The sequence below is a fragment of the Stenotrophomonas sp. 116085_Sma genome, from assembly GCF_056479585.1.
Map to the genome: position 1 here is coordinate 3,854,635 of NZ_CM151057.1, position 14,041 is coordinate 3,868,675.

A 14,041-nucleotide genomic window follows, 5' to 3' on the forward strand; every position below is an offset into this window, starting at 1 on the left:
GTATCAGGCGGCGTTCTTGACAGCTTCAACGATCTTCTTGGCGCCATCGTTGATGTTGTCAGCCGGGATGATGGCCATGCCGCTGTCACGCAGCAGCTGCTTGCCTTCTTCCACGTTGGTGCCTTCCAGGCGCACCACGACCGGAACCTTGACGCCCACTTCCTTCACGGCGGCGATGATGCCTTCGGCAATCATGTCGCAGCGGACGATGCCGCCGAAGATGTTGACGAAGATGCCTTCGACCTTGTCCGAGGACAGGATCAGCTTGAAGGCTTCGATGACGCGCTGCTTGTTGGCACCGCCGCCCACGTCCAGGAAGTTCGCCGGCTCGCCGCCGTTGAGCTTGATGACGTCCATGGTGGCCATGGCCAGGCCGGCGCCGTTCACCATGCAGCCGATGTTGCCGTCCATGGTGACGTAGTTGATGTCCAGCTCCGAAGCGATCACTTCGGTCGGATCTTCCTGGGTCTTGTCGCGCATGGCGACCAGGGCCTTCTGGCGGAACGCGGCGTTGTCGTCGCTGTCGAACTTGCCGTCCAGCGCGTACAGGTTGCCGTCGTCCAGGATGGCCAGCGGGTTGATTTCAACCAGGGCCAGGTCCTTTTCGTTGAACAGGCGGTACAGGTTCACCATGATGCTGGCGAACTGGCCGGCCTGCTTGGCGGTCAGGCCCAGCTTGAAGCCGAAATCACGGCCGTGGTAACCCTGCACGCCTTCGACGAAGTCGACGTTCAGCGAGTGGATCAGCTCCGGGGTTTCAGCAGCGACCTGCTCGATCTCCACGCCGCCTTCCGAAGAGGCGATGTAGGTGATGGTCTTGGTGCCACGGTCGACCAGCACCGACAGGTACAGTTCCTTGACGATCTCGCCTGCGGTGGTCACCAGCACCAGGTTGACCGGCAGTTCAACGCCGGCGGTCTGGTAGGTGGCCATCTTGGTGCCGAGCATCTTGGCCGCAGCGGCCTTCACGTCGTCGGTGGTCTTGCAGAACTTGACGCCGCCAGCCTTGCCGCGGCCGCCAGCGTGGATCTGCGCCTTGACCATCCAGGGGCCCTGGCCCAGGGAGTTGGCAGCGGCAACCGCTTCGTCCGGGGTCGCAGCGACCTTGCCGGCCGGGACCGGGATGCCGTACTCGGCAAGCAGTTGTTTTGACTGGTATTCGTGGAAATTCATGCGTCACCGTGGGAATAGGAACGACCGCACGCAATTCCTCAGGGCCCCGGCGGGGCGCCGGCATGGACCGCGGCGGGCCCACTATTGTGGCCGAGCCAGCGCCGGGGCGCAAAGAAGTCTGTACAAAACGCCGGACGCGGGCAGATTTCCACCGTCATTCAGGCAGTTGCGCCCGGGCCGGGGCTGGCCACCGGTGTCCGCACCGGGCCAAATGCGCGATCCGGGCCACTTCGGCGGCGCCCGGCCGGGGGCCCTATACTGCCCTTCGCAAACGCGACGTGCCGGCCCGGCTTCAGGGGGCGCTGGCCAGGCCCGCCGCAGAATCCAGACCCAGGCAGCCAGAAGGGGAGTTCCGGCGTGTCACCCAGTGCTTCATTGATCGACCGCATCGAATCGATTCCGCGGCGTGAACTGTATTTCTTCGCGCTGTACCGGGTGCTGATCGCTACGGTCATCGCCGCCCTGCTCTACAGCCCGTTGTCGGCCATGGTCGGCGAAGCCCATCACCCGCGGCTGGCCGACGTCGTTGCGGTCATCTACCTGGCCCTGTCGCTGCTGGCCCTGGCACTCGGCCGCAACGAACGCTGGCTGCGCCCGATCGTGGTCAGCGGCGTGCTGGTGGATATCGTGGCCGCCACCCTGCTGTCGCACGCCCTGCCCGGCGCCAGTGCCGGCATCTCGATGTCGCTGCTGTTCAACATCGCCGCCGCCGCCACCCTGCTGCCGCTCAGCCTTGGACTGGGCCTGGCGCTGGCCGCCAGCCTGGCCACCGGCGTCGAGTACACCTGGAAGCTGCTGGAAGGCGGCGACCCCACCCGCACCCTGGCCGAACTGGCGATGTTCGCCACCAGCTACCTGGCACTGGCCTTCATCAGCTACCAGGTGGGCAACCGCGCTCGCCGCAACCAGCAACTGGCCAACCAGCGCGGCGACGAAGTAGCCAACCTGTTCCAGATCAACGAACTGATCATCCGCCGCATGCGCACCGGCGTGCTGGTGGTGGACGCCGACAACCGCATCACCCTGGCCAACGAAGCCGCCTCGATGCTGCTGGGCGACAACGACGGCAACGGCGAAAGCGGGCGCCTGGACCTGGCCAGCGCCGCACCGGAACTGGCGCGCAGGCTGCAGCGCTGGCGCAATGGCTGGGCACAGGACGAACTGCCGCTGCAGCTCAACCCCGACCAGCCGGAAGTGCAGCCGCGCTTCGCCCGCCTGCTGGCCGGCAGCGACCTTGCGCTGGTGTTCCTGGATGATTCCAGCGTGGTCTCGCGCCGCGCCGAATCGCTCACCCTTTCCGCCATGGGCCGCTTCTCGGCCAGCCTCGCCCACGAGATCCGCAACCCGCTGGCGGCGATCAACTATGCCGTGCAGCTGCTCGAGGAAGGTACCGGCTTCAACGAGAGCGACCGCCGCCTGCTGCAGATCATCCGCCAGCAGTGCCAGCGCACCAACGGCATCGTCGAAAGCGTGCTGGGCCTGGCCAGGCGCGAGCGTGCCACGCCCGAGAACGTGGACCTGGTCGCCTTCGTGCGCCGCTTCGTGCTGGAGTACAAGCAGGGCCAGACCCTGGAGACCGACAGCATCGAACCGATCATCAGCGATACCTCGGTGATGGCCCAGGTCGACACCAAGCATCTCTACCAGGTGCTGACCGTGCTGGTGCACAACGCGCTGAAGTACGGCCGCATCGGCCAGCAGCCGGCACGGGTGCGGCTGCGCGTGGCCCAGCACGAACGCAGCGCGGTGATCGACGTGATGGACCGTGGCCCGGGTATCCCCGAGAGCGTGGCCGCGCAGCTGTTCCGGCCCTTCTTCACCACGTCCGAGCATGGCACCGGGCTGGGCCTGTATATCGCGCGCGAGCTGTGCAGGGCCAACCAGGCCCGCCTGGACTACATCGCAGTGCCGGCCGGTGGCTCCTGCTTCCGCCTGGTGTTGCCCGGTCCACATACGCTGCTGCCCGGCTGATTCCCATCCTTTGCGTCAAACATTTGTCGCTTCCAGCCCCCTCGTTTATCTTTCACGCCCATGAATGAAACCCGCAGCGCCCTCGTCGTCGACGACGAACGCGACATCCGCGAACTGCTGGTGCTGACCCTCGGCCGCATGGGGCTGCGCATCAGTACCGCCGCCAACCTGGCCGAGGCACGTGAGCTGCTGGCCAGCAATCCGTACGACCTGTGCATCACCGACATGCGCCTGCCGGATGGCAACGGCATCGAGCTGGTCAGCGAGATCGCCCAGCACTACCCGCGCACGCCGGTCGCGATGATCACCGCGTTCGGCAGCATGGATCTGGCCGTGGAGGCGCTGAAGGCCGGCGCGTTCGATTTCGTCAGCAAGCCGGTGGACATCTCGGTGCTGCGCGGACTGGTCAAGCACGCGCTGGAACTCAACAGCGCCGAGCGCCCGGCACCGGGCCCCAACGCCGAACAGGGCGGGCGCCTGCTTGGCCACTCACAGGCCATGGATGTGCTGCGCACCACCATCGGCAAGGTCGCGCGCAGCCAGGCGCCGGTCTACATCCTCGGCGAGTCGGGCGTCGGCAAGGAGCTGGTCGCACGCACCATCCATGCCCAGGGTGCACGCGCGGCCGGCCCGTTCGTGCCGGTCAACTGCGGCGCCATTCCCGGCGAGCTGATGGAGAGCGAATTCTTCGGCCACCGCAAGGGCAGTTTCAGCGGCGCGCACGCCGACAAGCCCGGCCTGTTCCAGGCGGCGCACGGCGGCACCCTGTTCCTTGACGAAGTGGCTGAGCTGCCACTGCAGATGCAGGTGAAGCTGCTGCGCGCGATCCAGGAAAAGTCGGTGCGCGCGGTGGGCGCGGCCAACGAGGAGCCGGTGGACGTCCGCATCCTCTCGGCCACCCACAAGGATCTGGCCGAGCTGGTCGAGGACGGGCGCTTCCGCCACGACCTGTACTACCGCATCAACGTGATCGAACTGAAGGTGCCGCCGCTGCGCGAGCGCCGCCAGGACCTGCCCGAACTGGCCGCCGCCGTGCTGGCCCGCCTGGCCCGCAGCCACGGCCGTGCCACCCCGCTGCTGGCGCCGTCGGCGCTGGAAGCACTGGCGCAGTACGCGTTCCCGGGCAATGTGCGCGAGCTGGAGAACATCCTGGAACGTGCGCTGGCCCTGGCCGAGGAAGACTGCATCGGCGCCGATGACCTGCGCCTGCCGCAGCACGCGCCGCGTACGCCGGGCAGTGCCGCGCCCGCCGAAGCGGTGGCCGACCTGCAGCCGGGCAGCGCCGCACTGCCCTCCTACATCGAGCAGCTCGAGCGCAGCGCCATCCAGCGTGCGCTGGAAGAGAACCGCTGGAACAAGACCCGTACCGCCGCGCAGCTGGGCATCACCTTCCGTGCGCTGCGCTACAAGCTGAAGAAGCTGGGGATGGAGTAGAGCCGAGCCCACGCTCGGCTGCGCGGTGGTCGGGGCCGCGTAATCCACGCATGGCGTGGATCTACGGTGCGCGAAGAGCAGCCGAGCATGGGCTCGGCTCTACGGAAAACCGCGTTGCATCAATCCTTGGTGACGCGGTTGATCTCGGCCAGGCTGGTGATGCCCGCTGCCGCCTTCTTCAAGGCCGACTGGCGCAGGTCATTCACGCCGATCTGCTGCGCCGCCTCGGCAATCTGCAGCGCATTGCCACCGGCCAGCACGATGGTGGCGATCTCATCGGTCATCGGCATGACCTGATAGACGCCGGTCCGGCCTTTGTAGCCCTCGGTGCATTCGTCGCAGCCCACGGCCTCGTACAGCTCGATGCCCGCATCCAGCTGCGCCTGGGTGAAGCCTTCGGCCAGCAGTGCATGTTCGGGCAGGCTGGACCGGCGCTTGCAGTTGCCGCACAGGCGGCGCGCCAGGCGCTGGGCGATCACCAGCGTCACCGAGCTGGTGATGTTGTACGGCGCGATACCCATGTTCATCAGGCGCGCGATGGTCTGCGGTGCATCGTTGGTGTGCAGCGTGGACAGCACCATGTGGCCGGTCTGCGCGGCCTTGATCGCGATCTCCGCCGTTTCCAGGTCGCGGATTTCGCCGACCATGATGATGTCCGGGTCCTGTCGCAGGAACGAGCGCAGCGCCGCGGCGAAGGTCATGCCGCGCTTGTTGTTCTGCTGTACCTGGTTGACGCCGGGCAGGCGGATTTCCACCGGGTCTTCGGCGGTGGAGATGTTTCGCGTCTCGTCATTGAGGATGCCCAGCGCGGTATACAGCGACACGGTCTTGCCCGAACCGGTCGGGCCGGTCACCAGCACCATGCCGTACGGCTTGTGGATGGCATCCAGGAACAGCTTCTGCTGGTCCGGCTCGTAACCCAGCTTGTCGATGCCCAGCTTGGCCGCGCTGCCATCGAGGATACGCAGCACCACCTTCTCGCCGAACAGGGTCGGCAGCGTGCTGACGCGGAAGTCGATCTGCTTGGTCTTGGACAGGTTGAGCTTGATGCGGCCGTCCTGCGGGACGCGCTTCTCGGCGATGTCCAGCTGTGCCATCACCTTCAGGCGGGCGGCGATGCGCTGGTTCAACTTCACCGGTGCGCGCGCGACCATCTTCAGCAGGCCGTCGATGCGCAGGCGCACGCGGTAATCGTCTTCGTAGGGCTCGAAGTGGATGTCCGAGGCGCCCTTGCGGATCGCATCGACCAGCACCTTGTTGACGAACTTCACCACCGGGGTGTCGTCACCCTTGGCGTCGATGCCGGAATCGCCGCCGGTGGCGCCGAGATCCTCGTCGCCGGCCGCCACGTCCAGGTTGCCCATGCCATCGTCATCGCCACCCAGGGCGTCGCCGAGCGTGTCATGGCTGGCGTGCCACTGTTCCAGCGTGCGCCGGATCTGGTCCTCGTCGACCAGGATCGGCTCGACCACCAGGTTGGTGTGGAACTTGATCTCGTCCAGCGAGTGGGTCGGGTTGCTGGTGCCGACGAACAGCTTGCCACCGCGCTTGAACAGCGGCAGCACGTTGTGCTTGCGCAGCAGCTCCTCGCTGACCAGGCTCATCGCGTTCTGGCCGGCGTCGAAGGTGGACACGTCGAACAGCGGCATGCCGAACTCGACCGCGTTGGCGGCGGCCAGCTGCGAGGCATTGACCAGCTTGTTCTGCGCGAACCACGTCGGCAGTGGCTGGCGGGCGGCCGCGGCCTTGGCCATGGCGTCGCGGGCGGTGGCCTCATCCAGGGCCCCGTCCTGCACCAGGCGACGGGCCAGGCCGGTGATGCCGACAAGATTGGCGGTGGTGACAGCGTTCATATGAATCCTTGGCTCATGGGGTCATGCCATGCCGTGCGTCTTGCACGGACACCGCACGGGGCAGCAGAACCCGCCGCGACCCAATGGCCACCGGCATTGCCAATCCATGAGCAACACTGCCTTGCCCGGCACTCCCGGCCCGGCAGGCACGATCCTGACTCCCCCGGGGATGATAGCCCCGTCAAGGGGCAGCCAGCATCCCATTGAAGCGCTGAAGTGTGATCAGCAGCCGGTCGGGCGATAGCGCGCTTCGAACGCGCTGCCATCGCAGCTCCAGATGCCCTCGGCGGAGCGGCGCAGGATCAGGTCCTTGCCGTCCAGCACGCTGTGCCCCTTCAGGGTGCAGCTGATGTGGCCGACACCGGATTCGCTGAGTTCGGCTTCGACATTGGAGCAGTGGGCGTTCTGGGCCACGCCGATGTAGGCGGGCGTCACCAGGCTGGCCGAACGGCTTTCATTGATGAGAATTTCCACCTTGGTCTTGCCCGGCGTGATGTCGGCCAATGCCGCGGTCAGCTGGGTGCGAATGATGTACGGCTGGAATACCACCGTCGCAATCGCCGCCAGAATGGCGATGATGGCCACCACGATCATCAGCTCGATGAGCGTAAAGCCTTTCTGTGTGTGCATGACTCCCCCTATTGGTTCCAGCAATCCCCATTGCTGCGTGCTGACCGGGATTCGCACTCCAGTCAGCACAAGGCCCGCCGAAGCGGGCCTTGTGTTTTCTCTCTTGAGAGCGTGGAAGCATCAGCGCTACCACGCGACTCAGCCGAGCATATTACTTGGTGCAACCCTTCGGAATGAACTTGTCGTCCATCACGGTCACTACGCAGGAGAAACCACCCGGGGTGGTGATCGCGCCGGTGGCGTCGGTCACGGTATCGGTATAGGTCAGCGCCAGGGTAGAACCGGCACCGATGCGGGTGCCCGGGTCACGGATGGTGCAGGTCATGCCATCGTCGTCAACGGCGATGGTCGAGCAGGAGCCGGTGTTGTTGGCCTGGAAGCCAGCGGCGGCCAAGGTCGGCGCACGGCCCGCGCTCTTTTCCATCTCGAACTGGGTCTTGTGCGAAGCCAGGTCGGCCAGCGCAGCGGTGACCTTCGACTTGGCGGTGTAGTCCTGGTAGGCCGGCAGTGCGATGGCGGCCAGGATGGCGATGATCGCGACGACGATCATCAGTTCGATAAGGGTGAAGCCCTTCTGGTTCTTCATTGGTACATCCCCAAGATAGTGGTGGTTGAGTTCAGTGCACGGGATCGGACCGGGCTGTGCCGGTTGAGCGGGCCCCATGCCCTGCGGGTGGATCAACGCAGGTTGCGTGCCAACCCCGGCACGCCTCCCCTTGGATTTCCCCGCGCCCATGATGGCAGCAATTTCGCCGATGGGAACCCCCGGCTTCCGAATCTGCGATGGACGCGGCAATGTGACGCAGTACGTCACCTTTGGTCGGCACCCGGCACGAAATCGCACGCAGGGCCGCCTGCCAACTGCCCATCCGGCCTTGAACCCGCTACCATCGATGGCTAGTTACCCGCCTGGGGATGGCGGGTCTTGGGGAGCCAACATGTCTGTCAGTCGCAGTGCGATCAAGAAAGAGCCGGTGGCGCGCGCCACCATGGAACTGCAGCCGTTTGTCTGGGAGGGGACCGACAAGCGGGGCGTGAAGATGAAGGGCGAGCAGCTGGCCAAGAACGCCAACCTGCTGCGCGCCGAGCTGCGCCGCCAGGGCATCAACCCGGGCCAGGTCAAGCCCAAGTCGAAACCGCTGTTCGGTGCCGCCGGCAGCCCGGTCAAGCCCAAGGACATCGCCTTCTTCAGCCGGCAGATGGCCACGATGATGAAATCCGGCGTGCCGATCGTGTCGGCGCTGGACATCATCGCCAGCGGGCACAAGAACCCGCGGATGAAGAAGCTGGTGGACACCATCCGCACCGACATCGAGGGCGGCTCCTCGATGTACGAGGCGGTCAGCAAGCACCCGGTGCAGTTCGATGAGCTGTACCGCAACTTGGTGCGGGCCGGCGAAGGCGCCGGCGTGTTGGAAACCGTGCTGGACACGGTGGCCACCTACAAGGAGAACATCGAAGCGCTGAAGGGCAAGATCAAGAAAGCGCTGTTCTACCCGATCATGGTGGTCGTGGTGGCCATGCTGGTCAGCGGCATCATGCTGGTGTTCGTGGTGCCGCAGTTCGAGGACGTGTTCAAGAGCTTCGGTGCCGAGCTGCCCGCCTTCACCCAGATGGTGGTGAATCTCTCGCGGTTCATGGTGTCGTGGTGGTGGCTGATATTCCTGATAGTGGTGGGCTCCGCTGTCGGTGCCATCATGGCCTACAAGCGCTCGCCGAAGATGCAGCATGCGATGGACCGGTTCGTGCTGAAGGTGCCGGTGATCGGGCAGATCATGCACAACAGCGCCATCGCCCGCTTCTCGCGCACCACCGCGGTCACCTTCAAGGCCGGCGTGCCGCTGGTGGAGGCGCTGGGCATCGTGGCCGGTGCCACCGGCAATACCGTGTACGAGGAGGCGGTGCTGCGCATGCGCGACGACGTCTCGGTGGGTTACCCGGTGAACATGTCGATGAAGCAGACCAACCTGTTCCCGCACATGGTCATCCAGATGACCGGCATCGGCGAAGAAGCCGGTGCGCTGGATGCCATGCTGTTCAAGGTGGCCGAGTACTATGAGCAGGAGGTCAACAATTCGGTGGATGCCCTGAGCAGCCTGCTGGAACCGATGATCATGGTGTTCATTGGTACCATTGTGGGCGGCATGGTGATTGCCATGTACCTTCCCATCTTCAAACTCGGCGCCGTCGTCGGATAACACATACATGGCTTTTCTCGACCAGCATCCTGGCCTCGGCTACCCCGCCGCGGCCGCCTTCGGACTGCTGCTGGGCAGTTTCCTGAACGTCGTCATCCTGCGCCTGCCCAAGCGGCTGGAATGGCAGTGGAAGCGCGATGCGCGCGAAGTCCTGGAGGAACCGGACTTCTATGAACCGCCCCCGCCGGGGATCGTGGTCGAGCCGTCGCACTGCCCGCACTGCAAGCACAAGCTGAGCTGGTACGAGAACATCCCGCTGTTCAGCTGGATCATCCAGGGCGGCAAGTGCCGCCACTGCAAGGCGCCGATCTCGCTGCAGTACCCGCTGGTGGAGGCGATGACCTCGCTGCTGGTGGTGGCCTGCGTCTGGCAGTTCGGCTTCGGCTGGCAGGGTTTCGGCGCCATCGTGCTGACCTGCTTCCTGATCGCGCTGTCCGGCATCGACCTGCGCACCCAGCTGCTGCCCGACCAGCTCACCCTGCCGCTGATGTGGCTGGGGCTGATAGGCAGCATCGACAACCTCTACATGCCGGCCAAGCCCGCCCTGGTGGGCGCGGCGGTGGGCTACCTGTCGCTGTGGACGGTCTGGTGGCTGTTCAAGCAGCTGACCGGCAAGGAAGGCATGGGCCACGGCGATTTCAAGCTGCTGGCGGCCCTGGGCGCCTGGTGTGGCCTGAAGGGCATCCTGCCGATCATCCTGCTGTCCTCGGTGCTGGGCGCCATCATCGGCTCGATCTGGCTGTACAGCCGGGGCCGTGACCGCGCCACCCCGATTCCGTTCGGCCCTTACCTGGCCATTGCTGGCTGGCTGTACTTCATGTGGGGTGCGCCGCTGGTGGAGCAGTACATGGTGATGAGCGGGCTGCGCTGAGGGGAGTCCCCATGAGCCGCTACGTGGTTGGCCTGACCGGCGGCATCGCCGCCGGCAAGAGCGAGGTGACCCGGCGCTTCGAGGCGCTGGGCATCGTGGTGGCCGACGCCGACCTGGCCGCCCGGGCCGTGGTCGCCGCCGGCAGCCCGGCCTTGGCCCGTATCGCCGAGCGCTTCGGCGCCGGCATGTTGCTGGCCGACGGCAGCCTGGACCGGGGTCGCCTGCGCGCCCACGTCTTTGCCGATCCGGCCGAGCGGACGGCGCTGGAAGCCATCACCCATCCGGCCATCCGCCTGCTGATGCAACAGCAGTGCGAGCAGGCTGAAAGCCCGTATGCGATTGCCGCCATTCCGCTGCTGACCGAGGTTGGTGGGCGGAAGGCATACCCGTGGCTGGACCGGGTACTGCTGGTGGATGCGCCGGAAGCCGTGCAGCATGCCCGCCTGATGCAGCGCGATGGCATCGACGCTGCGCTGGCTGACCGGATGATCGCCGCCCAGGCCAGCCGCGCGCAGCGGTTGGCGCTGGCCGATGACGTGGTGGTCAATGATGGACGGCCGGAGGACCTGCAGGCGCAGGTGGAACAGCTGCATGCGCGGTATCTGGGGTTGGCCGGGGGGTGAGCCCTGGTTGCCGGCCAGCGGCCGGCACTACCGGAACGCATCCACCCATGGCGTGGATCTACTGTAACTCTGGTTGCCAGCCAGCGGCCGGCACTGCCGGAGCGCATCCACGCGTGGCGTGGATCTACTGTAGAGCCGAGCCCATGCTCGGCTCCGGAAAGCCAGGGCAGCCGAGCGCAGGCTCGGCTCTACACGAGGCAGGCGCTTACAAGGGCTTCGGCGAGAACGTCAGGGTGGCAATCACGCCGCGCTCGCCACCGGGGCGCACGCTCACCTGCCAGCCGTACAGGTCGCACAGACGGCTGACGATCGACAGGCCGATGCCGCCACCCTGCGAATGGCCGGCGTGCGTGCCGCGGTAGCCGCGCTGGAACAGCTTGGCCGCATCTTCCTCGCTCAGGCCCGGGCCGCTGTCGGTCACCGATACCGAATTGGTGCCCACGAAGACGCGCACTTCGCCGTCCTGCGAGTACTTCACCGCGTTGCCGATCAGGTTGCCCAGCGCCACCGACAGCGCCGCCTCGGGTGCATCGATCACCAGGTTGCGCTCGCCTTCCAGCATCAGCTCAAGCGGCTTGCCGCCCAGCTGCGCGCGGTGCGCATCCAGCAGCTGCTCGGCCACGCGCGCCACGTTGCTGGTGCCCTGCCCGCGCTCGTTGCGCGACAGCAGCAGCAATGCGCCGATCAGGTCGCTGCACTGCTGTTCGGCACGCTGGATGCGCTGCAGGCGCTGCAGCACCTTCTCGTCCAGGCCGGGCCGGGTCAGCAGCAGCTCGGTGGCCCCGCGGATCACCGCCAGCGGCGTGCGCAGTTCATGGCTGACGTCTGCATTGAACTCACGGTCGCGCTGCACCACTTCGGTCAGCCGCGAGGAATAATCGTCCAGCGCCTGTGCCAGCTGCCCCACCTCGTCATCGGGGAAACGCGGCGCCAAGGGCTCAGGTTCACTGGTACCGCCACGGTACGCACGCAGCCGCGCGGCCAGGTCCGACACCGGCTTCATCACCTTCGACGCCGACCACCAGCCCAGCACCAGCGACAGCACGCTGAACACCAGCACCGACAACACCAGCGCGCGGTTGAGCTGCTTGCCACCGCGCACGCTGTCGGTCATGTCATAGGCGAGGAAGAACCAGGCGTCGGGCGTCTTCCGCACGGCCAGCTTGTAGGAATAGGGTTCGCCGTGTTCGTCGCCGCTGACGCTGTGGATGCCATCGGAGAAGCCCGCCCACTGCGCGCGCTCTTCGCGCACCCGGTCGAACTTGTCCTTGGAATAGGCATACGCACGGATCTGCAGCACCGGCGCGTCCGGGTTGTGGCCCGGGTGTTCGTAGTAGCGCCGCGCGTACTCGTCGATGTTGCGGTTCATCAGCTCTTCCACCAGCTGGTTTTCCACGCGCAGGCGGGCCCAGTTGGTGGCGAACGCGAACAGTGTTGTCAGGCAGAAGCCCAACAACACGAACGAGACGATGATGCGGCTGCGCAGGCGCCGCCTGTATGGCGTGCGCCGGCGCTCCCCCTTGGTTGCCACGGAATCAGGCTTCCGGGGTGGCGATGCGGTATCCGATGCCATGGCGGGTCTGGATCAGCGGCACTTCAAACGGCTTGTCGACCACCGCACGCAGGCCATGGATATGCACGCGCAGCGAATCCGAGTCGGGCAGTTCCTCGCCCCACACGCGGGTTTCCAGCTCCTGGCGGGTCACCACCGCCGGCGCCGCTTCCATCAGCGCCTGCAGGATCTTCAGCGCGGTCGGGTTGAGCTGCAGCAGCTTGCCCTGGCGGCGCACTTCCAGCGTGTCCAGGTTGTACTCCAGATCGCCGGTTTCCAGCACGCGGGTCTGCACGCCCTTGCCGCGGCGCGACAGGGCGTTCAGACGTACTTCCACTTCCTGCAGCGCGAACGGCTTGATCAGGTAGTCATCGGCACCGGAATCGAAGCCGGCCAGCTTGTTGTCCAGCGAATCGCGGGCCGTCAGCATCAGCACCGGGGTCTGCTTGCGCGCTTCGTTGCGCAGCTTGCGGCAGACTTCGATGCCGTCCATGCCTGGCAGGTTGAGATCCAGCACGATCGCGTCGAACTCGTGCACCACGGCCAGATGCAGGCCGGTGACCCCGTCAGCCGCGAAGTCCACCGTATGCCCCCGGTCCTCCAGATAGTCGCCCAGGTTGGCCGCAATGTCGCTGTTGTCTTCGATTACCAGGATTCTCACTGTCACCTCTAATTGACTGTACTGCCGGCGCGCATGACCTGCCTCATGTCCTGCTGAGCCCGTTCCTTCTGCCGAGCGCGCTCGGCAACGGTCATGCACTGCGTCGTGGTCCGATTGGAACCGATGGGCTTTTCACGTTGGCATATTAGACGACTATCTTCACGCGCCTGTGTCAAAACCGTGTTCACGACCTGCTGATCATTGAAGACCTGGGTTTGCACCGGTTCAGGCATGGAATCGCGTGCCGGGTACTGCTCCACCGCCGCCCGCATGCGTGCCAGGGCGTCGTTGACGCGGGTGCGCTCTTCCTGCTTGAGTTCCGAATAGGTTTCGCCTTCCTTGAGCTCCACCTCGATACGCGCGATCTGCTGCTGCAGCGGCTGACCGGGCACGAACACATCCTTGCCCCTGGACGCCGATGCGGTACTGACCAGGGCCAATCCTGACAACAGGACGGCCGACATCAAAGCCTGTTTCATGGCAAACAAATCCTTGTCTGTGGCGAATCCCGACTCTATTCGCACCGCCTTCACGCCAGCAAGTGCCAATGGTCGGGGCAGCGGTGGCCCTACCGCGAGCTGGCAGGGTTGAAGTTGTTGAAGGTGCGCTGGTCGTTCAACAGGGCCTTGCCCTTTTCTTCGATCCGGCGGCGCTCCGCCACCGTCAGGCAGCGGCTTTTCGGCATGTTGCTGCCGGTGGTGCGCGTGTGCTGGCAGATCTGCCGGCTGTCCTCATGGGCGCGGGTGAGCAGGGTATTGATCCGCTCCTGGTCGTTGAAGACTTCCCCCTGCACCTGCGGTGGCAGTTCCTGCAGGCTCTGGTGGCCTCCCATCCGCGCGGTGATCCGGGCCAGTGCCTGGCTCACCTCGCTGCGGTCATCAGCGGAAATCTCGCTGTAATCGCCATCATCCAGGGCCTTTTCGACCTGGCGTACCTGCTCGGCCACCGGCGACTGCCGGTCCATCTGCACAACGGATTTCTCCGGCTTGGCCGCAGCAGATCCGGCGAGGCCCAGCAACAACGCGATCATCGTGATGCGGTACATCGCCAGCCTCCGATCCATCCAGGAACGATG

At 65.6% G+C, this 14,041-nt stretch carries 13 protein-coding genes; 5 read left to right on the top strand and 8 right to left on the bottom strand.

Annotated elements, in window-relative coordinates; all coding sequences use genetic code 11:
• Nucleotides 1–3: 3 nt before the first annotated feature.
• Nucleotides 4–1,173, bottom strand: coding sequence for an ADP-forming succinate--CoA ligase subunit beta (gene sucC, locus ACZK0Z_RS17940; protein WP_004154430.1), 1,170 nt, complete (start codon nucleotides 1,171–1,173; stop codon nucleotides 4–6).
• A gap of 357 nt (nucleotides 1,174–1,530) precedes the next feature.
• On the opposite strand from sucC, the gene ACZK0Z_RS17945 reads away from it, so the two are divergent.
• Together ACZK0Z_RS17945 and ACZK0Z_RS17950 are read left to right on the top strand one after the other, a co-directional pair.
• Nucleotides 1,531–3,144, top strand: coding sequence for an ATP-binding protein (locus ACZK0Z_RS17945; protein WP_197633132.1), 1,614 nt, complete (start codon nucleotides 1,531–1,533; stop codon nucleotides 3,142–3,144).
• Between the two features lie 60 nt (nucleotides 3,145–3,204).
• Complete coding sequence (locus tag ACZK0Z_RS17950) at nucleotides 3,205–4,578, top strand: sigma 54-interacting transcriptional regulator (RefSeq protein WP_197633133.1); 1,374 nt, start codon at nucleotides 3,205–3,207, stop codon at nucleotides 4,576–4,578.
• 119 nt (nucleotides 4,579–4,697) lie between these two features.
• Here the strand turns inward: ACZK0Z_RS17950 and pilB are convergent, their stop codons facing one another.
• From pilB to ACZK0Z_RS17965, 3 genes are all read right to left on the bottom strand, one after another.
• Entirely contained in the window at nucleotides 4,698–6,431 is a 1,734-nt protein-coding gene (gene pilB, locus ACZK0Z_RS17955) for a type IV-A pilus assembly ATPase PilB (protein ID WP_197633134.1), read from the bottom strand.
• A gap of 222 nt (nucleotides 6,432–6,653) precedes the next feature.
• Nucleotides 6,654–7,061 carry a pilin gene (locus ACZK0Z_RS17960; RefSeq protein WP_197633135.1) on the bottom strand — a complete coding sequence of 136 codons (408 nt, stop codon included), beginning with the start codon at nucleotides 7,059–7,061 and terminating at the stop codon, nucleotides 6,654–6,656.
• 151 nt (nucleotides 7,062–7,212) lie between these two features.
• Nucleotides 7,213–7,647 carry a pilin gene (locus ACZK0Z_RS17965; protein ID WP_059035220.1) on the bottom strand — a complete coding sequence of 145 codons (435 nt, stop codon included), beginning with the start codon at nucleotides 7,645–7,647 and terminating at the stop codon, nucleotides 7,213–7,215.
• A gap of 352 nt (nucleotides 7,648–7,999) precedes the next feature.
• Between ACZK0Z_RS17965 and ACZK0Z_RS17970 the strand changes: the two genes are divergently transcribed.
• The 3 genes from ACZK0Z_RS17970 to coaE are packed head-to-tail and all read left to right on the top strand — an operon-like array spanning nucleotide 8,000 to nucleotide 10,753.
• Complete coding sequence (locus ACZK0Z_RS17970; RefSeq protein ID WP_099605875.1) at nucleotides 8,000–9,259, top strand: type II secretion system F family protein; 1,260 nt, start codon at nucleotides 8,000–8,002, stop codon at nucleotides 9,257–9,259.
• A gap of 7 nt (nucleotides 9,260–9,266) precedes the next feature.
• Nucleotides 9,267–10,130, top strand: coding sequence for a prepilin peptidase (locus ACZK0Z_RS17975; RefSeq protein ID WP_049429911.1), 864 nt, complete (start codon nucleotides 9,267–9,269; stop codon nucleotides 10,128–10,130).
• An 11-nt stretch (nucleotides 10,131–10,141) separates the two neighbouring features.
• Nucleotides 10,142–10,753: a dephospho-CoA kinase gene (coaE, locus tag ACZK0Z_RS17980; RefSeq protein WP_197633136.1), complete on the top strand. Its 612-nt coding sequence runs from the start codon at nucleotides 10,142–10,144 to the stop codon at nucleotides 10,751–10,753.
• A gap of 205 nt (nucleotides 10,754–10,958) precedes the next feature.
• Here coaE and ACZK0Z_RS17985 read toward each other — a convergent pair whose 3' ends face one another.
• The 4 genes from ACZK0Z_RS17985 to ACZK0Z_RS18000 form a co-directional block, all read right to left on the bottom strand.
• Nucleotides 10,959–12,326 (bottom strand): histidine kinase dimerization/phospho-acceptor domain-containing protein, encoded by a 1,368-nt coding sequence (locus ACZK0Z_RS17985; RefSeq protein WP_197633137.1) that lies wholly within the window; start codon nucleotides 12,324–12,326, stop codon nucleotides 10,959–10,961.
• Nucleotides 12,289–12,966, bottom strand: coding sequence for a response regulator transcription factor (locus ACZK0Z_RS17990; protein WP_005410804.1), 678 nt, complete (start codon nucleotides 12,964–12,966; stop codon nucleotides 12,289–12,291). The genes ACZK0Z_RS17985 and ACZK0Z_RS17990 overlap by 38 nt, the downstream gene beginning before the upstream one ends.
• Nucleotides 12,967–12,974: 8 nt before the next feature.
• A complete protein-coding gene (locus ACZK0Z_RS17995; RefSeq protein WP_197633138.1) occupies nucleotides 12,975–13,445 on the bottom strand; it encodes a hypothetical protein in 471 nt (156 codons plus the stop codon).
• An 89-nt stretch (nucleotides 13,446–13,534) separates the two neighbouring features.
• The gene (locus ACZK0Z_RS18000) at nucleotides 13,535–14,011 is read right to left on the bottom strand and encodes a hypothetical protein (protein WP_197633139.1); all 477 of its coding nucleotides are present in this window, start codon (nucleotides 14,009–14,011) and stop codon (nucleotides 13,535–13,537) included.
• Nucleotides 14,012–14,041: the final 30 nt, after the last annotated feature.

What these genes read in the sequence shown, in the direction of transcription:
- sucC (WP_004154430.1), bottom strand. Translation starts at nt 1,173, where the DNA reads ATGAATTTCCACGAATACCAGTCAAAACAACTGCTTGCCGAGTACGGC.
- ACZK0Z_RS17950 (WP_197633133.1), top strand. Translation starts at nt 3,205, where the DNA reads ATGAATGAAACCCGCAGCGCCCTCGTCGTCGACGACGAACGCGACATC.
- pilB (WP_197633134.1), bottom strand. Translation starts at nt 6,431, where the DNA reads ATGAACGCTGTCACCACCGCCAATCTTGTCGGCATCACCGGCCTGGCC.
- ACZK0Z_RS17960 (WP_197633135.1), bottom strand. Translation starts at nt 7,061, where the DNA reads ATGCACACACAGAAAGGCTTTACGCTCATCGAGCTGATGATCGTGGTG.
- ACZK0Z_RS17965 (WP_059035220.1), bottom strand. Translation starts at nt 7,647, where the DNA reads ATGAAGAACCAGAAGGGCTTCACCCTTATCGAACTGATGATCGTCGTC.
- ACZK0Z_RS17970 (WP_099605875.1), top strand. Translation starts at nt 8,000, where the DNA reads ATGTCTGTCAGTCGCAGTGCGATCAAGAAAGAGCCGGTGGCGCGCGCC.
- ACZK0Z_RS17975 (WP_049429911.1), top strand. Translation starts at nt 9,267, where the DNA reads ATGGCTTTTCTCGACCAGCATCCTGGCCTCGGCTACCCCGCCGCGGCC.
- coaE (WP_197633136.1), top strand. Translation starts at nt 10,142, where the DNA reads ATGAGCCGCTACGTGGTTGGCCTGACCGGCGGCATCGCCGCCGGCAAG.
- ACZK0Z_RS17985 (WP_197633137.1), bottom strand. Translation starts at nt 12,326, where the DNA reads ATGGCATCGGATACCGCATCGCCACCCCGGAAGCCTGATTCCGTGGCA.
- ACZK0Z_RS17995 (WP_197633138.1), bottom strand. Translation starts at nt 13,445, where the DNA reads ATGAAACAGGCTTTGATGTCGGCCGTCCTGTTGTCAGGATTGGCCCTG.
- ACZK0Z_RS18000 (WP_197633139.1), bottom strand. Translation starts at nt 14,011, where the DNA reads ATGTACCGCATCACGATGATCGCGTTGTTGCTGGGCCTCGCCGGATCT.